Here is an 18,684-nt window from a genome sequence, read left to right as displayed (position 1 = left end):
TCACTCCTTGAGGTTGGTGCCGGACGCGGAACGGGGGTCCGTGCCTCGGCAGCGTGAATCGGTGAACGGTGCCGGGTCAGGGCCCGGCCGGTGGTGGCTGGTCATCCGGCCGCTCCCTTCCCTGGACCTGCGGTGGAGCTTCCGGAGGCGCGGCACTCGGGGTCCTGCGGCGCCTGCGGAGCCGTCAGCGCGGGCCGCGCGGCGGCCGACGGATCGAGCACGGGGCCCGTCGGAAGCAGTCGCAGCAGCGCTGACGGCAGTCGAACGGCCTCCTGCTCGGTGTACGACAGCTTCTTCAGCACCGAGTCGTCGGCCAGCGGATATTTGGTTCCGTCCCCGGTGACCAGGTACGGGGCACCGGCGCCCGCGCCGCTGCCGTCGCCGCCACGGCCGGGCACCGGCCGTGCCAGCACCGCCGTGCCCGGCTGCGCGGTCACCAGACCAGGCTGCGGGCAGCCGGGCGCGATGCTCTGCCGCGGCACGATCTGCCGCCCGCCGGCCAGCTTCCGGTCGGTCAGGGTGATCTGCTGCCGCGGGGAGCCGCCGTGCGGGGCCACGGTCAGACAGGGGACGGCGCCGCCCACCGTGACCGCGCGGGGCGGCGCGGCCGGCAGCCCGGCGGTCACGTCCGGCTGCTTGCCCTTCGCCAGCGCCGACTTGACCTGGTCGGGGGTCAGCTCGACCGCGGTGGGCGCGGCCCCGCCGTACGCCTTGCTGCGGGTGGCCGCGTCACCGCGCAGGAGCTGGGTGCCGGTGAGGGTGAAGGGGACGAGACCCGACTTGGTCAGCAGGTAGTACTGGTCGGCCGAGCTGGGCGTGTGCACCACGAAGAACTGGCCCACCAGCCGCTTGTGGCCGGCGATCACCGGACCCGCCGATCCGCGCCCTGGAACGTCGGGCGCGCTCAGGTCGGGGCCCGCGGGTACCGCGGCCAGGAAGGATTCGTCGACGGACACCGGGTCGGTGGTGCCGTAGCCGAGCGCCTGCACGGCGCCGCTCTTGCCGTCCAGGCGCAGCCGCTGGCCGTGCCACAGCAGGTAGGTGTTCTCCTTGGCGTCCTGGACGAGCACCGCCTTGCCGTCGGGCAGCGGCGGGCTGCCGGCGCTGACGCCGACGCCGACCGAAGTGGTCGCCAGATCGCCGCCGTCGTCGCCCGGCCTGCTGGTGGCGCACACCTGCCAGGTGCCCTGCGAGAGGGCGTCGCCCGCGGGCAGCGAGTCGGGTGCGTCGGGGATGCCGATGGGGGTGCCGCGCGGCACCCCGTCGAGCGAGTCCCGCGACACCTCCTGCACCAGGCCCTTCTCACCGGCGGCCAGCTTGGCGGACGCGTAGTTGAGCACCGGACGCAGCTCACCGTCGCCGTACAGGTACCTGGCGCCCGTCTCCTTCTCCACGATGATCGCGTTGGCCTGGCGCCAGGCGGTGGAGGCGCCGGGGAAGAGGAGCCCTGACAGGGCGAAGCCGACGCACAGCAACAGGCCGATGACCAGGCCGATCACGGTGCCGCGCTTGGTGCGGCCCAGGTGTGTGTCGACGGCGTCGGGGTCGGCGGAGAGCATGCTGGAGGTCAGGCGTCCCACCACGAAGGAGTACGCCTGGACCTGGTCCCGCCGTGACTGCATGTGCTCTCCTACTACCGTGCCGTGCCGTCGGTGACCGGTCGGCGTCGCCCGCGGGGCGCGGTGACGCGGGGGTGCGTGAGTCGCGCAGCGGGGCCGGTCGTCCGCCGCGCGCCGCGGACGTCAGCTCAGCCAGCTGCGCAGCGCACCGAGCGCGCCCAGGTCGACGAGGACGAGCGGCAGCAGCGCGATGGCGCAGGCCGAGTGGAGCAGGTCGGCGGCGCGCCCCCAGTACGGGACGAGACGGCGGCCTGGCAGCGACCACGAGGCGATGACCAGGCCGGTGCCGACGACGAGCAGGGCCAGCAGCACCAGGGCGCGGGCGCCCGGGGAGCCGTCCCAGGCGAAGCCGAAGGCGGGCAGCAGCAGCCCGAGGCAGCCGGGCAGCGCCACCGAAAGACGCTGCCGGGTGCCGGCCATCGCGCGGGCGTGCAGGATGAGCAGCACGCTCAACACGGCGCCGAGCGCGACCGGTTCCCAGCCGTGCCCGGTGGACAGCGCGATCAGGCACCCGGCGCAGATCAGGCCGCAGGCGGCGTAGAGCGCGGTCATGTAGCGGTCGGCGACGCGGGTCCGCTCCAGGACGTCGGACGAGGGGACGGGGTCGATCCCCTCCTGGAGTTCCTGGGCGTTGGTGGGGAGGGGCGGCAGCCGAAGTCCGGAGAGGCGGAAGGACAGCAGCGGGACGAAGGTGCCGAGCACCACGGTGACGGCGGCGACCGGACCTGCCGCATCCGACGGCGCGAGACCGGCCGTCAGGCCGAGGACGCCGCCCACCGCTCCGAGGAGGAACGCGAGCAGTACGGCGGTGAACAGCGGTGCCGCGGACGCCGCGGCGGCCAGGGCCAGGATCGCGCCGCCCGACCCGGCCGCGCAGCCGGCCAGCAGCCGCGCCCCCGACAGGGCGTCGCCCGGCGGTCCCGCGGGTATGAACCAGCCGGCCACGAAGAGGAACGGCACGGCCAGCAGGCCGAGCACGGTCCCCGCGACGGCGTCGCCCACCGCCCGGGAGGCGCAGACCGCGCCGAGGAGCAGCAGCAGGGCGACGACCGCGGTGCCGCCTGAGCGCAGCAGGGGCAGGTCGCCGGTGGCCAACGGGACGAGTCCGGCGAGGAGTACGGCGGAGCCGAAGCCGAGTGCCAGCCTGCGGGTGCCCTGGGGGCCCCACTGGTCGGCGCGCTCCCGGATGCCGGTGGCGACCCCGTCGACGAGGTCGTCGAAGTGCACGGGAGGCAACTGCTCGCGGCGCGGGCGCAGATGAAGCGTTTCGCCGTCGCGCAGCCCCAGGTCGGCGGGTGTCGCATCCTCGTCGAACGCCGGGTGGCCGAGCCGCTGGAGCACCCAACCGCCGTGCTCAAGACCGGTCTCGTCCAGGTCGCCGCCCGGCACCGAGCCGTGTTCCAGCAGGGAGGGCAGCAGCTCGGCAAGGGGCATGTCGGCCGGCAGACCGATGTCGAAGGAGCGCTCAGGTGCCTTGACGACGACCTTGCAGATGTCGGCAACGATGGTGCTGCTCACGTCAGTTCCCGCCTTCCGCCTCGACGTTGAGGGGCGTCGGTCGGGACGCCCTCCGTGCCGAGGCAACAGTTGCTTCGGACGCAACGATGCGGAAGGAGTGGACATTCGGAGGCTGTGCCGGTGCCCTCGTCGTCGAGCGGGAACCCCTGCACAGGCCGCGGAACGTCACGCTCTCGGCGCGACAGCATCGCTCTGCCTGCGGGGAGGGCGCCCGGGTGGAGAGGAAGTTAACACAAGTCGCACGGGTATTGGCCGGTTGCACGGAAAGTTGTGTGATCTTCGTGAGAGCGGGGCCACTGGGGCCCGTGAGGCGCCATGGCATCATCGGGGCCCACTAGCTCGACGCGCCACCCTCCGACCGTCTTGAGCGGCCGGCCCCTGCCCGTATGTCTCCCGTACGGCCGGCCGGTCACGGGGGCGGTCGCACCCCGTACGCACCGAGAGGACCTGTGTGAGCCTCATCCTCTTCCGCCGTCCCCCGCGCCGGCCAGGACCCGAAGTCCCCGGCGGCGAGCTGGAGTTGCAGGAGCCCCCCGTCCTGCCCGAGCGGGTCAGCAGCATGTCCGCGCTGTTCACGTATCTGCCGATGGCCATCGCCTCCACCGGCATGGTGCTGATCTTCCTGCGTCCCGGGGGCGGCAGCGGCGTCTTCACGTACATGGTCGGCGGCATGATGCTGATCAGCACGCTCGCCATGCTCATCGGCCAACTCGTGCGCACGGCGGGGGAACGCAAGCAGCGCCTCAGCGGTGACCGCCGCGACTACCTGCGCTACCTGTCGCAGAACCGGCGGCGCGTCCGGGAGGCCGTCGTCGGCCAGCGCGACGCCCACTCCTGGCGCAACCCCGACCCGGACGCCCTGCGTTCGCTCGTGCGAACATCCCGGCTGTGGGAACGGCGCACCAGCCACGAGGACTTCGCCGAGGTCAGGCTCGCCGTCGGCGACCAGCGGCTCGGCATGCGCGTCGCCCCCATGGAGACCAAGCCGGTCGAGGACCTGGAACCGCTGGCGGCCCACGCCCTGCGCCGCTTCATCCGCGCCTACACCTCGGTCGCCGACCAGCCCATCGCCCTCTACCTGCGCGGCTACGCACGCGTCCAGATCCGCGGGGACGACGAGGCGGCACGCGCCATGATCCGGGCGGTGCTGGGCCAACTCGCCGTCTTCCACGCCCCCGAGGAACTCCGCATCGCGGTCTGCGCGGACGAAGGCGGCATCGAGCACTGGGAATGGCTCAAGTGGCTGCCGCACGCCCTCCACCCCACCGAACACGACGGCGCCGGCCAGCGCCGTCTGGTGACCGACGACACCACCGAGTTCACCGAACTGCTCGGCAGCGTCCTCGGCGACCGCCCGCGCTTCGACCCCCAGGCCACACCGGGCAAGGAAGACCCGTTCACCGTCATCGTCCTCGACGGCGCGCACGTACCGGCCGACGACCGGCTGGCCGGCGGCGGCTACCGCAACAGCGTCGTCATCGACATCGCAGGCAGCATCGACAGCAACGGCGGCCCGCACACCCTCGGCCTCGAAGTCGAGCCGGGCCACCTGCGCGTCGTGGGCCGCGACCGCAACGGACGCGAGACCCTCTCCCGGCTCGGCAGCCCCGACAGCCTCAGCATCGTCAGGTCCCGCGCCCTCGCGCACCTGATCGCGCCGTACCGCATGAGCGTCACCACCGAGGTCGCCGAGCCGCTGGAGTCCAACTTCCAGCTCACCACCCTGCTGGGCATATCGGACCTGCACACCCACGAGCTGGAACGGCTCCACGAGCACCGCGGCCCCGGCGAACGCGACCGGCTGCGCGCCCCCATCGGCGTCGCCGCCGACGGCTCGCCCGTCGAACTCGACCTCAAGGAATCCGCGCACAACGGCATGGGCCCGCACGGCATGCTCATCGGCGCCACCGGCTCCGGAAAGAGCGAACTGCTGCGCACGCTGGTCACCTCGCTCGCCCTCACCCACTCGTCCGAGATCCTCAACCTCGTCCTCGTCGACTTCAAGGGCGGCGCCACCTTCCTCGGCCTGGAGGACCTGCCGCACACCTCCGCCGTCATCACCAACCTCGCCGACGAGGCGGCCCTGGTGACCCGTATGCACGACGCCGTGCACGGCGAACTGATCCGCCGCCAGGAACTGCTGCGCAGCGCGGGCAACTACACCAACAACCTGGAGTACGAGAAGGCCCGCCTGGCCGGCACCCCGCTCGCGCCCATGCCGTCCCTCGTCATCATCGTCGACGAGTTCAGCGAACTGCTCGCCGCCCACCCCTCGTTCATGGACCTCTTCGTCATGATCGGACGGCTCGGCCGGAGCCTGGGCGTGCACCTGCTCCTCGCCTCCCAGCGCCTCGACGAGGGCCGCGTCCACCAACTCGAATCGCACCTGTCCTACCGCGTCGGACTGCGCACCTTCTCCGCCATGGAGAGCCGCGGCGTCCTCGGCGTCCCCGACGCCCACCAACTGCCGCCCGCCCCCGGCAACGGCTACCTCAAGAGTGACACCGCCACCCTCACCCGCTTCAAGGCCGCGTACGTCTCCGGGCCCTACGAGGCCAGGCGCCGCAACGCCCCGAGCGCGCAGGGCGGCGGCGTGGCCGTGCCGTACCGCTCCGGCTACGTCCCGCCCACCCGGCCCGTCGTGCCCGTCGAACCCGAGACCGAGGGGGAACAGGAGAAGCTCACCCTCCTGGAGGCCGCCAACCGGCGCCTGCTGGGCAGCGGCCCGCACGCCCGCCGCATCTGGCTGCCCCCGCTGGACGTACCGCCCACCCTCGACGAGATGCTGCCCGCCCAGTCCGATGACGTGGCACGCCTCTACGACCCCGAGCGCAAGCAGGCAGGGCCCCTCAGCGTGCCCGTCGGCGTCATCGACCGGCCCTTCGACCAGCGCCGCGACCCGCTGATCGCCGACCTGTCGGGCACCGGCGGCCACCTCGGCGTGGCCGGCGGGCCGCAGACCGGCAAGAGCACCCTGCTGCGCACCGTCATCGCCGCCCTCGCCCTCACCCACACCCCCCGCGAAGTGCAGTTCCACGTCTTCGACTTCGGCGGCGGCAACTTCAACGTGCTGTCAGGGCTGCCGCACGTGGGCACCATCAGCAGCCGCGTCCACACCGAGCGCGTCAACCGCACCGTCGGCGAGCTGCACACGCTGCTGACCCGCAGGGAGGAACAGTTCGCCGAAGCGAACATCGACGGCATCGCCGACTACCGCAGGCGCCGCGCCGCCGGTGAGTTCGCCGACGACCCCTGGGGGGACGTCTTCCTCGTCGTCGACGGCTGGTCGACGCTCCGCAACGATTTCTTCGACCTCAGCCAGGACATCGCCCAACTCGGGGCGCGCGGACTGAACTACGGCATCCACCTGATGATCGCCTCGCCGCGCTGGGCCGACATCCAGTCCGCACTCCGCGACCAGATCGGCAGCCGCTTCGAGCTGCGCCTCGGCGACCCGGTGGACTCCGTCGTCAACATGCGCAAGGCCAAGGAGGTCCCGCGCATCCCCGGCCGTGGGCTGACCGAGGACACCTACCACTTCCTCACCGCGCTGCCCCGCGCCGACGGCGACGGCAACCCCGCCGGACTCACCGACGGCACCCAGGAACTCGTCAGGTCGGTGCGCGACGCCTGGGGCGAGAGGCCGGGCGCCCCCGCCGTGCGGATGCTGCCCCACCTGGTGCCGGCCGCCGAACTCCCCGAGCCCGATGGCCGCGCCGTGGCGCTCGGCCTGGAGGAGAACGAACTGGCCGTCTTCCGGCAGGACTTCGACACCAGCCCGCACCTGATCGTCATCGGCGACACCGAGAGCGGCAAGACCAACCTGCTCCGCCTCGTCGCGGACTCCATCGTCCGCACCCACACCAGCGCCCAGGCCAAGTTCGCCTTCGTCGACCTGCGGCGCGAGCTGTACGACGCGGTGCCCGACGACTACCGCCTCGACTACGCCGTCTCCCTCGACGCGGTCCGCGAAATGGTGCGCAACGCCGCCGCGTCGATGCGGCCCCGCGTCCCGGGACCTGACATCACCCCCGACCGGCTGCGCAAGCGCGACTGGTGGAACGGCCCGCAGGTCTTCCTCATCGCGGACGACTACGACCTCGTCGGCGGGGGCGGAATCGGCGCGCAGTCGCCGTTCGAGCCGCTGCTCGAACTCCTCAGCCAGGGCGCGGAGATCGGCTTCCACCTGATCATCGCGCGCTCCGCAGGCGGCATCAGCCGCGCCATGACCGACCCGCTGATGCGCCGCCTCGTCGAAGCGAACACCAACCGCATCCTGCTGTCCTGCCCGCCGTCGGAAGGCGTCCTCTTCGGCGACATCAAGCCCCGCACCCTCCCGCCGGGCCGCGCCCAGTGGATCTCCCGCCGCCGCAACGTCCAGGTGCAGACGGCGCTGTTGGGGGAGGGCGAGGGGCGGTAGCGCCGGGTGTCCTCTGTCGCCGCCGACGAGGACGAGGCGCGAGCCGGGCCCGCCTGCGAGGGAGGGCCCGGCTCGTTCGGCTCAGACGCTGGTCCGTCCCCGGTACGACACCCGGCTACGGCGCGCGCCAGCCCCGTGCCCGGCCCCGGGGGATCAGCACCGCCAGCATCGCCACCACGGCCGCCACCGCGGCGACACCGCCCACCAGCGCCCACACCGGCCCGGACGCGACCTTCTCGGGCGCCGGGTCCGCCCGGTAGGCGGCGGTCTCGTCCCGCCCGCCCGCGGACGTGCCGCCACCGGCCGCGTCACCGGCCCGCAACGCGCCCACGGCGCCCTCCGGATCGACCGTCCCGTAGCCCGTCACCGGGTCGGGTACCGCGCCTGCGCTGCGCACCGCGGTGGCCCGCAGCCGTTCCCGTACCGCGTCCGACGACAGGTGCGGGTCGCGCGCGCGGACCAGCGCAGCGGTGCCCGCGACGAACGCCGCCGCCACCGCATCCCCGCTCCCGGTGAAGTGCCCGCCGCCCGGCCCCACGCTCAGCACCCGGTCACCGGGCGCCGTCAGATCCACCCGCGCCACCGCACCGCCGTCCGCCGCGCTCCGGCCGGTGTTGCCGCCCGCGCCGAGCGGGGCACCCTCCACGTCGACGGCGGCCACGCTCACCACCTTCGGATACGCGGCGGGGTAGGCCACCTTGCGGTTGCCCGAGTCGGTCGCGCCGGCGACCACGACGACGTTCTTCTCCTGCGCGTACGCGACGGCCGACTTCAGGGCGCCGCTGGAGCGGACGGCGCTCGCGCCCACCAGGACCACCTGCGCCCCGCGGTCGATCGTCGAGCGGATGCCGGCGGCCACCGAGTCGGGGTCGGCGTCGCCGCCGTAGCCATCGGGTTTCGCCGTCGCCCCGATGACGCGGGCCCGCGGCGCGACGCCCTCGAAGCCGACGCCCGGGGTGTGGGCCGCAGCCACCACACCGGCCAGGAAGGTCCCGTGCCCGGAACAGTCCGTGTGCGCGCCCGACACCCGTCCCGACAGGGCCGGCACGTCGCCGTCGAGCCCGCCGTCCACCACGCCGACGGCCACGCCGCCGCCCTCGCTGAGCGGGTGCGCCCGCTCGATGCCGATGAGCTTCTGCGGCCACGGCGTCGCCTTGGCCGTGCGGGAACTGTGCTTGACGCACTGCGTCCCGTCGAGCGACGGGACGACCTGCGGCAGCACGGCGGAATCGGCGAGCGGGGCGGCACCGGCCGCCGTGGCCGGTCCCAGGCCGACGAGCAGTACGCAGCCCACCGTCGTGGCCCGCAGGGGAAGCTTCCGCCGTCGGTCGGACACGAAGGTGCCTCCTGGAGCAGTCGTCGAACAGCCGCCGTCACAGGACGGCCGGCCTCGGTATGCCGGGATCATACGCAGAACACACCGGCGCGAGAACGGCCAGGTGGATCACGGCGGTCACACCCTCCAGGCACCGTAGAGAGCCGCAGCGGGCGTGATCTACTGTGCGCAAGTGTGGGGCATTTAACGGAGGTTGACGAGGCCGGCGGGTACCGAGCGGGCCGGGCCGCGGAGAGCGGGTGCCGGGTCGTACGCCAGGCCGTCGTGCTGGCGGGCGGCTTCGGGCGGCGGATGTGGCCGCTCACCCGCAGTCGGCCCAAGCCGATGGTCGAGGTGCACGGGACGCCGATCCTGCGGCACCAGATCGACTGGTTCGCCGAGTGCGGTGTGGAGCAGATCGTCGTCTCGGCCGGCTACCGCGCGCAAGTGATCAAGGACTACCTCGCCTCCCGTCACCTGCCGCTGCGCACCGAAGTCGTGGCCGAGGAACGGCCGCTGGGCCGCGGCGGAGCACTCAAACGGGCCGCCGGGACGCTGCCGCACCCGGACGAACCGTGGCTCGCCGCGTACGGCGACATCTGGACGCGGTTCCCGCTCACCGACATGTACGCCCACCACCTGCGGTACGCACCGCTGGCCACCGTCGCCCTCGCCCGCCCCTGGCTGCCCCGGGGCAGCGTCGACTGCGACGAGCACGGCCGGGTGTCGGCCCTCGCCTCGACGGTGCCACCGCAGTTACGGGTCAACGCCGGCATCTACGTCTTCGAGCCCCAGGTCATCGAACTGCTCCCCGACGAGGGCGACCACGAGCACAGCGCACTCGCCCACCTGGTCCGCACCCGCCAGCTGATGGGCTACCCGTTCGACGGGCCCTGGCGGGCGCTCAACACCCCGCACGATCTGGCGGACATCGAGCGTGAACTCGCCGCACCGCAGTGAGGGCCATCGGCCCGCGGGAGACACCGCCACCAGAAATTCAGACGGCCAATGCAAAGGCCAGGTAAGGCACATCCGGACGGGGGAATTGGAGGTGAGGAACGGGAACTCCGAAGAGTGCGCGACGGCCCCGGAAATCGCTCCGTAAAGGCGGCGGCAATAAGCAGCCGAATCAGCGAACTACCCGGTCCTGCCCCTCGGAAACGGTCAGGATTTCGCGTCCCGGCCGTCCGATAAGGCCCTTCCCAAATTCCGGAAAGCGGTCCAGGATTGTCCCTTCGCGACTCGCGTCAGAGCGTCGTTGCGCACGGCTCGGCACGGCCTGATAAGGAAAGGTGTCCCGGGGATGTCATGCGTGCGACCGACGCGATCGACCGACGCGATGTCGCCGGGCGCGCGGGCGGCCGGTCCCTCCCGCGCGGCACCCGCCCGTACCCCGACCAAGGAGCGCAGCGTGGACTTCGGAGTTGTCCTACAGGCCGACCCGCCCGCATCGGCCGTCGTGAGCCTGATGCGCCGTGCCGAGCACAACGGCTTCCGCTACGGCTGGACCTTTGACTCATCCGTGCTGTGGCAGGAGCCGTTCGTCCTCTACAGCCGCATCCTGGAGCACACCGAACGGCTGATCGTCGGGCCGATGGTGACCAACCCCTCCACCCGCACCCCGGAGGTCACCGCGTCGACCTTCGCCACCCTCAACGACATGTACGGCAACCGCACCGTCTGCGGCATCGGCCGCGGCGACTCCGCGATGCGGGTGGCGGGACGGCCACCCAACACCCTTGCCAGGCTGGGCGAGGCGATCACCGCCATCCGGGACCTCGCCGAGGGCAGGGAGACCGACGTCGGCGGCCACATGCTGCGCATTCCCTGGGTCAAGGACGGCCGGCTGCCGGTCTGGATGGGCGCCTACGGCCCCAAGGCGCTGGCCATGACGGGCCGGCTGGCCGACGGTTTCATCCTCCAGCTCGCCGATCCGTTCCTGACGGAGTGGATGATCAAGGCGGTACGGGACGCGGCGGCCGAAGCCGGGCGCGACCCGGACGAGATCACCATCTGTGTCGCCGCGCCCGCCTACGTGGGCGATGACCTGGCGCACGCCCGTGAGCAGTGCCGCTGGTTCGGCGGGATGGTCGGCAACCACGTCGCCGATCTCGTCGGCCGCTACGGCGAGCACTCCGGAATGGTGCCGGAGGAGCTGACCGCGTACATCAAGGACCGCAGCGGCTACGACTACGCGCACCACGGCAGGGCGGACAACCCCGACACCGCGTTCGTGCCGGACGCGATCGTCGACCGCTTCTGCCTGCTCGGTCCCGCCGAGGCCCACATCGACAAGCTGCGACGGCTGCGGGATCTGGGTGTCGACCAGTTCGCGCTGTACGCCATGCACGACGCGAAGGAAGCCACCATCGACAGCTACGGGGAGCGGATCATCCCGGCGCTGGACGGCTGAGCCGGGGCGCCACCGGGAACGCCGCGGCGGTCACGGTGCGAGGCACCGTGACCGCCGCGGCGCGGGACGTACGCGTCCGGCCTCAGACGCCAGGAGGCACCCGGGACGGGCGCCCGCGGCCCCGGGTGAGGCGGTAGCCCGCGATGCCGCCGAGCGCGGCCAGCACGCCGCCGGCCGCGGTCCAGATCCAGCGGTCGGACCAGCGGCCCGACGACCAGCCGCCGTCCGGTTCACCGGCCGCCGCCTGCGGGCCGGGGGACGCGCTCGCCGTCGCGGAAGGCGAACCGTCGTCGTCCGCCGCGGGCGAGCTGTCGTCGTCCGCGGCGTCGGCGGTGCCCGCCCCCGGGACCAGCGGTGCGGCCAGCGCACCGTCCACGGCGTGCGCGCCGCCCGCGTCGGAGACGGTGGCCTCCACCTCGGCGTGCACCGGCTGGCCCAGGTCCTGCGGCGCCAGGTCGGTGGCCGTCAGGCGCAGGTAATACCGGCCGGGCAGCGGGTCGTTGGACCACGGCTCCGCCCAGGAGCGGACGGTGCGCAGGGTGCACGCCAGCTCCACCGAACCGGCGTCCGCCGCGACCTTGCGGGCCTGCATCCCGTAGCGGCACGACTGGCGGCGGCGCAGCCCGTCGTACACGTCGAGCTGCCAGGTGGCGGCGGAGTGCCCGGCGGTCTCCGGCAGCTTCACCTTCGCCCGTACCGTCGCGTCCTGCCCCTGGTCGAGCGGGACGGCCCAGTACAGGTAGTCGCCGGTGGAACCGTCGGCGGTGGCCCGCTGCCCGGCCGCGAGCAGGGTGGCGGTACGGAACGAGGTGCCCGCCTCGGTCGGCGCGGGCGGGGCGTCCGGGTCGGAACCGGAGCTCGGCGTGGCGCTGCCGGACGCCGGGGTCGGGTCGTCGGCGAGGGCGGGCCCCGCCGTGGCGAGCAGGCCGCCGGCGGCGAGCAGGGCGGCCGTCACGGTGCGCAGGGTCCGCATCAGTTGGTCCTCCAGACGGAGATGCGCCAGCGGGAGATCCAGCCCCACACCAGGCCGCCCACCAGACCGGCGAGTGCCAGGGTGATCAGCAGCCACCAGCCGCGGCCGAGACCGAAGGAGGCCGGGTCGGCGGCGTCGTGGGGCGCGTCGACGACGTCGACGGCCAGCTCGACGGGCAGGCCCGGATCCCGCTTCACCGACGCGGGAGCCGAGAAGGAGTTGCTGACCTGGAGGCAGATCATCTGGGCCGGCGGCTCACCGCCGCCGTCGGGCGCGTCCGCATCCGGCAGGGGATAGCGCAGACCGGTGGAGACGACATCGGTCCGCCCGTCGCCCGCCTCCGAACCGCGGACGATCTCCCGGCCGTGCGTGGACACCGCCCGCAGCAGCACGCCGTAGTCGTTGTCCACGGCGCGGTCGGCGCCGATGCTCACCGACGCCCGCAGCTCCTGGCCGGGACGGACGCCGACCCGGTACCAGCGGTGCTCGGCGAACTTCTCCCGGTCGTTGTACAGGCCCGGCTTGAGTTCGGGCGCCGTGCTGCACTCCTGCGCGCCCCGCGTCGCCACCGGCGTGACGACGGGATCAGCCGCCCGGTCCACCAACTGGTGCACCCGGTCCCGCAGCTGGTCGGTGTGCTGCACCGAGGTGTAGGTGCCGCCGGTCGCCTCGGCGATGCAGCTGAGCTGCTTGCGGGTCTTGTCGTCCGGCAGCAGGCCCAGCGTGTCGACGGTCAGGTGGATGCCCTTGGCGGCGATGTCCCTGGCCACCTCGCAGGGGTCGAGCGGCTGGCAGGTGTCCTCGCCGTCGGTGATGAGGACGATCCGCCGGGTCGCGTCGCCGCCCTTGAGGTCGTCGGCGGCGCCGAGCAGCGCCGGGCCGATCGGCGTCCAGCCCGTGGGGGCCAGCGTCCCGACCGCCGTCTTGGCCTCGGTACGGTCGAGGGGGCCGACGGGGTAGAGGAGCTTGGTGTCCTTGCAGCCCACCTTGCGGTCCTGCCCCGGGTAGTTCGCGCCGAGGGTGCGGATGCCGAGCTGTACCTCGTCCGGCACCGCGTCCAGCACCTCGTTGAACGCGGTCTTCGCGGCGGCCATCCGGCTGCGCCCGTCGAGGTCGCGGGCTCGCATGGAGCCGCTGACGTCGAGGACCAGTTCCACCTTCGGGGCGGGTTTCGCGTCCGGCTCACCGGCCGCTGCGGGTGTGGGGAGCAGGCCGATGGCCAAGGTGGCGAGCAGGCCGCACACCCCGGCCGCCAGCCGCTTTCTTATGATCATCGACGGATCGTATGGAGGATCGGCCCGCCAAGCCAAAACGGGGCGTCAGATGCCGGACACCGGCCCGCAGTTCCCGGCAGCCGCCGCCCTACGGCACCCGGCCGAGCCACTCCGGCGAGCTGAACTTGCCCGCCGCCAGTTCCTGGGCGCGGGCCAGCTCCGACGGGCTCACCGCGCCGTCCGTGCCGCCGTAACGCGACCGGAACGACGCGATCATCCGGTCGATGACCTCGGCACGCGGCAGCCCGGTCTGCCGGCGCAGCGGATCCACCCGCTTCTTCGCGCTGGTGGTGCCCTTGTCCGACAGCTTCTCCTGCCCGATCCGCAGCACCTCGACCATCTTGTCCGCGTCGATGTCGTACGACATCGTCACGTGGTGCAGCACCGCGCCGGACGCCACCCGCTTCTGCGCGGCGCCGGCGATCTTCCCGGCGTCGGTCGCGATGTCGTTGAGCGGCTTGTACCAGGCGTTGATGCCCATGTCGCCGAGCGCGGCCAGCACCCAGTCGTCCAGGTACGCGTAGCTCTCCGCGAACGAGAGTCCCTGCACCAGGGCGTCGGGTACGCACAGTGAGTACGTGATGGTGTTGCCCGGCTCGACGAACATCGCGCCGCCGCCGCTGATCCGCCGCACCACGCTCACGCCGTGCCGGGCGGCGCCCTCGGGGTCGACCTCGTTGCTCAGCGACTGGAAACTGCCGATGATCACGGCGGGACGGTCCCACTCCCACACCCGCAGCGTCGGCTGCCGGCGGCCCGCCGCGACCTCCTGGGTGAGCACCTCGTCGAGCGCCATGTGCAGCGCCGGGGGCTGCGGGGCCTCGTGGATGATCTGCCAGTCAAAGTCGGTCCAGTCGGCCGCGTCCGCCACGGCCCGCCGTACCGCGATGCCCACCGCCTCGCTGCTGAACCCGAACAGCACCGCGCCGGCCGGCAGCGCCGCGTCGATCCGGGCCGCGAGCCCCCGCGCGTCGGTGTCCGAAGGGGCGCCCTCCAAGGCGCCGTTGATGGCGTCCAGCGCCTCGTCCGGCTCCAGGAAGAAGTCCCCGGCGACCCGTACGCCGCGCAACGCGCCGCCCGCCACGTCCAGATCGACGACGACGAGCTTGCCGCCCGGCACCTTGTACTCACCGTGGTGCTTGCCCTGCACGGCACATCCTCCTGAAGTCGCACGTCGTCCCGCGGCCGGCCGGTGCCCCGCGGTCGTCACCAACGGTAATGCGGGACGGGACATTCCCGGCGTCCCCGCGCGGACCCGGGTGCATCCGCGGCCAGGGGCCCGCCCGTCGCCCCTGGCCAGCGGGAACCCGAAGCTCCTACGATGCCGTCATCACGGGGAGGGATGAACACGTGGCACAGCAAGTGGGACGTGTGGAGACCGGCGTGGCCTGGGTGATCAAGAACCTGGACGTGGTCATCGCCGTCGGGCTCGGTCTGACCATCGGCATGATGGACGTCTTCGGCGACGTCATCAGCGACGACGTCTCGTCCGGCGCGACCTTGCTGGTACTCGGCACCCTGGCGGTCGGCTCGATGACCGAGCGCCTGCGGCGCAAGTCCGACATCCAGGAGGCGAACGGCGAGACCCGCCGGGCCCTGGAGGACCTCGCCATGGTCCGCTCGCTCTCCGGCGACCAGGTCGGCGAGGCGCTGGAGAAGGCCAGACAGCAGACGAACCGGTGGTACTTCAAGGGCGGCACGGGCACCTACCTGCGGGCCGTGACGCTGCCCCGCTGCGTGGAGACCGCCACCCGCCAGCGCGCCCAGCTCAGCGTCAAGATCGACATCATCAACCCCGGTGACGAGCGGACCTGTTCGGCATACGCCCGCTTCCGCCAGACGTTCGCGCGCCAGCGCAACGTCGCCGCGGCCAACGCCTGGACGACGGACCGGACGCGCAAGGAGTCCTACGCCACCGTGCTGGCCGCCTGCTGGTTCCGGCAGCGCCTCGACACCCTGGAGATCAGCGTGCACCTCTCCTCGGGGGTGCCGACCCTCCGCTTCGACCTGTCCGAATCCTGCCTGATCATCACCCAGGACGACCCCAGCCGCGTCAACCTCCTGGTCGCCCGCGACCAGCCGCTCTACGACTACTACGTCACCGAGCTGCACCAGAGCAGGGAACAGGCCGTCAAGCTCGACCTGCGCGGCATCGCACCGCTCGGCGAGGAGCCGACCGTCGACGAGGTCCGCACGGTCTTCGACGACGTGGGCCTCCCGCTCCCGACGGTCTTCACCGACGCCGACGTCGGCGAGATCATCGAAAAGGCCCTGCACGCCGAGGACCCCTACCGGAGGTGAGACGCCTCGGGCGCGACCCATGGACTACGACACGCTCGATCACCTTCTCCGGCCCGGCGGTGAACGGGGCGCTCCACGCGAGCGCGTCACCGGCGTACTGGAGGACATCGCCGCAGGCAAACGGGAGTTGCGCGCCGTGCGGCACCCGCTCGGCTTCCTCTGCCTGCCGCTCCACCGCGACGGCGCCCGCGGCGTCTGCGTCCACCTCTTCGAGAGCGGCGCAGCCGACGCCCAACCCACCGCGGCACCCATGCACGCCCACAGCTGGGAGCTGCGCAGCTACGTGCTCTACGGCCGGGTCGGCAACCTCCCGGTGCGGGTGACCGACGGCGGCGAAGGCGCCACCCACCGGGTCTTCGAAGTCGTCAGCGCGCCGTCCGGCGTCGACGAACTGCGGCCCACGTCCCGCCTGGTGCGCTGCGAGCCAGGCCCCGCCCACTCCAGCGTCAGCGGTGAGACCTACGCGCTGCCGGCCGGCGAATTCCACGCCACCGTCGTCGCCGAGGGCGAACCCACCGCGACCCTGGTGCTCGGCAGGTCACTGCCGGGCCACACCGATCTCTCCCTCGGGCCCGTGCACGGCCGCAGGCACCGCACGGTGCGCCGGCTGTGCGCGGCGGAACACACCGAACGGACCGTGCGCACCGCACTCAGGAGGATCCATGCCGAGCAGCGAGAGTGACCCGGGCGGCGCGCCGTACGCCCGCGAACAGCGGGTGGCCGTCGCTGCCGCCGAGGAGGCGGGCGCGATGCTGCGCGCCCGCTTCACCGGAGCGCAGGCGGTGGGCGTGAAGGACGCCGCGGGCGACGTCGTCACCGACCTCGACCTGGCCGCCGAGAAAATCGTCCTGGCCCGGCTCCAGACGCACTTCCCGCACGACCGGATCCTGTCGGAGGAAGCCGGGCTCTTCGACGCGGTCGGCCGGCGGACCTGGCTGGTGGACCCGCTCGACGGCAGCAACAACGTCGCGATCGGGCTGCCCTCGTACGCCGTCGGCATCGGCCTGTGCGTCGACGGCGAGCCCGTGGTCGGGGTGGTGCACGAGCCCGTCACCGGCAGCACCTGGCGCGCGGTGGCCGGGCAGGGCGCGTACGGCGCGGGCGGCGGGCTGCCGGGGCCCGCCGGGCGGGTGCCGCAGGCAGGGCCTGTGGTGGCCTGGACCCAGGGGCACGCCGTCGGCCGGGACGACACCGTCGCCGCGGGCCTGCGCCGCCAACTGGAGCGCCGCTCCCGGCGGGTGCTCCAGCTGTGGGCACCGCTGCTGGGCTGGAGCATGCTGGCCCGCGGCACCATCGACGGCTTCGTCGGCTACTGCGCCGAGGGCATCGACTTCCCGCCCGGCGCGCTCCTGGCGTCCGAGTCGGGTGTCGCCTTCCGCACGCTGACGGGCGGCGACTTCCGTGTGGGATTCGCAGGGCCCGACGCGGACCGCAGTTTCGTCGCGGCGCGCGCGGACACCCTGGCGTACCTGCTGGACGTGGTCGCGGCGGCGGAGGTGTCCTGAGCGGCGGGCGGGCCCGGGTCAGGCGGTGACGGCCAGTGCCGCCGTGGCCGCCAGCGTCGCCGTCACGGCGAGGACGAAGCCGGTCCCCATGAAGCGCCGCAGCGGGATGGCGGTGCCGTGCCCCCGGCAGCGTTCGAACCAGAGCAGCGTCGCCAGCGAGGCCCAAGGGGTCACGAGCGGGCCGACGTTGGTGCCGATGAGCAGGGACAGCAGCTGGTCGTGGTTGCCGACCGGGACCGCCGCCTCGCCCGCCATGTAGACCGGCAGGTTGTTGAGGACGTTGGAGAGCCCGGCGCCGACCCCCGCCGAGCGCAGCATGCCGAGCAGACCGCCGTCCGGGCCCACCGCGGCCGTCAACAGCTCGTGCAGGCCGTGCGTGTTGACCGTCTCCACGACCAGGAACATCCCCGGCACCAGCACCAGCAGCCGCCAGGGGACCAGCGAGAGCCGCAGGTCGGCCCGGCGCCGGAACGCGAAGGCCAGCACGACGACCAGCATCGTGGTCAGCGAGGCCGACCACAGGGGCACGTCGGCGACGAGGATCGCCACCAGGAACCCCGCACAGGCCACGGCGCAGATCCGGAACAGCACCGGGTCGGCGGGCTTCAGCGGGGGCGGCGGCACGTACACCGCGGCTCCGCGGCGTCCGCGCCGCCAGTAGAAGCCCCACAGGCAGGCCATGGTCACGACGATGGCGGCCAGTTGCGGCAGCCCCATCCTGGCGGCCATCTCGGTGGGGGTCAGGCCGACGCGGTCCGACGCCAGCAGATTCGTCAGGTTCGACACCGGCAGCAGCAGGCTCGCGGTGTTCGCCAGCCACACCGTCGTCATCGCCAGCGGCACCGGCGCGATGCCGACCCGGGTGGCCAGCGCCAGCATCACCGGCGTCAGCAGGACCGCCGTGGTGTCGAGGTTCAGCGCGATGGTGGTGACCGAGGCGAACAGGACACAGAGCCCGAACAGGAGCAGATAGTTCCCCTTGGCGGCGCGGGACACCCAGGACGCCACCGCGTCGAACACCTGGGCCTTGCCGGTCAGTTCCGCCATGACGATGACCGTGGCCAGGAACACCAGCAGCGGCCCGATGCGCGTCATCGCGTCCCCGGCGGGGCCGGTCGGCAGCAGGCCCGTGGCGACGAAGACCAGGCCGCACGCGAGCAGCCCGGCGGCCAGCCAGTCCAGGGGATGCAGACGCTTGAGAAATCGCACGGCAGACAGGGTCGCACACCGGCCACAGGCGGCACGGTGGGAGGCAGCCGCCCGCCCCGCACCGCCCGTGCCACCGCCACCGCGCCGTCGCGATGTGCTGATGATCCGTAAAGGGCCTGCCCAGCCGCGGCCACAAC

13 protein-coding genes are annotated in these 18,684 nt (G+C 72.9%); 6 read left to right on the top strand and 7 right to left on the bottom strand.

All coding sequences use genetic code 11. The features are described 5' to 3' along the window. Positions 1 to 101: 101 nt before the first annotated feature. Both eccB and eccD read right to left on the bottom strand, forming a co-directional pair. Positions 102 to 1,622 (bottom strand): type VII secretion protein EccB, encoded by a 1,521-nt coding sequence (gene eccB / locus ACIBK8_RS18735; protein ID WP_399042956.1) that lies wholly within the window; start codon positions 1,620 to 1,622, stop codon positions 102 to 104. A 120-nt stretch (positions 1,623 to 1,742) separates the two neighbouring features. Further along, the gene (eccD, locus tag ACIBK8_RS18730; RefSeq protein ID WP_399042955.1) at positions 1,743 to 3,137 is read right to left on the bottom strand and encodes a type VII secretion integral membrane protein EccD; all 1,395 of its coding nucleotides are present in this window, start codon (positions 3,135 to 3,137) and stop codon (positions 1,743 to 1,745) included. 451 nt (positions 3,138 to 3,588) lie between these two features. Here eccD and eccCa point away from each other — a divergent pair, with 451 nt between their 5' ends. Continuing rightward, positions 3,589 to 7,557 (top strand): type VII secretion protein EccCa, encoded by a 3,969-nt coding sequence (gene eccCa, locus ACIBK8_RS18725; RefSeq protein ID WP_399042954.1) that lies wholly within the window; start codon positions 3,589 to 3,591, stop codon positions 7,555 to 7,557. A 115-nt stretch (positions 7,558 to 7,672) separates the two neighbouring features. Here the strand turns inward: eccCa and ACIBK8_RS18720 are convergent, their stop codons facing one another. Beyond that, positions 7,673 to 8,893 (bottom strand): S8 family serine peptidase, encoded by a 1,221-nt coding sequence (locus ACIBK8_RS18720; protein ID WP_399042953.1) that lies wholly within the window; start codon positions 8,891 to 8,893, stop codon positions 7,673 to 7,675. 174 nt (positions 8,894 to 9,067) lie between these two features. Between ACIBK8_RS18720 and ACIBK8_RS18715 the strand changes: the two genes are divergently transcribed. After that, entirely contained in the window at positions 9,068 to 9,832 is a 765-nt protein-coding gene (locus ACIBK8_RS18715) for an NDP-sugar synthase (protein ID WP_399042952.1), read from the top strand. 451 nt (positions 9,833 to 10,283) lie between these two features. After that, entirely contained in the window at positions 10,284 to 11,285 is a 1,002-nt protein-coding gene (locus tag ACIBK8_RS18710; RefSeq protein ID WP_399042951.1) for a TIGR03842 family LLM class F420-dependent oxidoreductase, read from the top strand. A gap of 82 nt (positions 11,286 to 11,367) precedes the next feature. Here ACIBK8_RS18710 and ACIBK8_RS18705 read toward each other — a convergent pair whose 3' ends face one another. The 3 genes from ACIBK8_RS18705 to ACIBK8_RS18695 form a co-directional block, all read right to left on the bottom strand. After that, positions 11,368 to 12,258 carry a hypothetical protein gene (locus ACIBK8_RS18705; RefSeq protein WP_399042950.1) on the bottom strand — a complete coding sequence of 297 codons (891 nt, stop codon included), beginning with the start codon at positions 12,256 to 12,258 and terminating at the stop codon, positions 11,368 to 11,370. After that, positions 12,258 to 13,532 carry a VWA domain-containing protein gene (locus tag ACIBK8_RS18700; protein ID WP_399042949.1) on the bottom strand — a complete coding sequence of 425 codons (1,275 nt, stop codon included), beginning with the start codon at positions 13,530 to 13,532 and terminating at the stop codon, positions 12,258 to 12,260. The genes ACIBK8_RS18705 and ACIBK8_RS18700 overlap by 1 nt, the downstream gene beginning before the upstream one ends. 88 nt (positions 13,533 to 13,620) lie before the next feature. Continuing rightward, positions 13,621 to 14,682, bottom strand: a complete 1,062-nt coding sequence (locus tag ACIBK8_RS18695) for a biotin/lipoate A/B protein ligase family protein (protein WP_399042948.1) — start codon at positions 14,680 to 14,682, stop codon at positions 13,621 to 13,623. Between the two features lie 200 nt (positions 14,683 to 14,882). Here ACIBK8_RS18695 and ACIBK8_RS18690 point away from each other — a divergent pair, with 200 nt between their 5' ends. Genes ACIBK8_RS18690 through ACIBK8_RS18680 form a run of 3 tightly spaced genes read left to right on the top strand, consistent with a single transcriptional unit; the run spans position 14,883 to position 17,338 of the window. Beyond that, positions 14,883 to 15,833 (top strand): hypothetical protein, encoded by a 951-nt coding sequence (locus ACIBK8_RS18690; RefSeq protein ID WP_399042947.1) that lies wholly within the window; start codon positions 14,883 to 14,885, stop codon positions 15,831 to 15,833. A gap of 19 nt (positions 15,834 to 15,852) precedes the next feature. After that, positions 15,853 to 16,515: a hypothetical protein gene (locus ACIBK8_RS18685; protein ID WP_399042946.1), complete on the top strand. Its 663-nt coding sequence runs from the start codon at positions 15,853 to 15,855 to the stop codon at positions 16,513 to 16,515. Then, complete coding sequence (locus tag ACIBK8_RS18680; protein ID WP_399042945.1) at positions 16,496 to 17,338, top strand: inositol monophosphatase family protein; 843 nt, start codon at positions 16,496 to 16,498, stop codon at positions 17,336 to 17,338. Before ACIBK8_RS18685 ends, ACIBK8_RS18680 begins: the two co-directional genes overlap by 20 nt. Before the next feature lie 18 nt (positions 17,339 to 17,356). Here ACIBK8_RS18680 and ACIBK8_RS18675 read toward each other — a convergent pair whose 3' ends face one another. Continuing rightward, positions 17,357 to 18,547 carry an SLC13 family permease gene (locus ACIBK8_RS18675; protein WP_393681957.1) on the bottom strand — a complete coding sequence of 397 codons (1,191 nt, stop codon included), beginning with the start codon at positions 18,545 to 18,547 and terminating at the stop codon, positions 17,357 to 17,359. Between the last annotated feature and the right edge of the window lie 137 nt (positions 18,548 to 18,684).

It is taken from the genome of Streptomyces sp. NPDC050161 (assembly GCF_044460025.1).
Lineage (GTDB): Bacteria > Actinomycetota > Actinomycetes > Streptomycetales > Streptomycetaceae > Streptomyces.
Note: the sequence above shows the minus strand (reverse complement) of the source record. Positions and strands in the feature narration are given on the sequence as shown.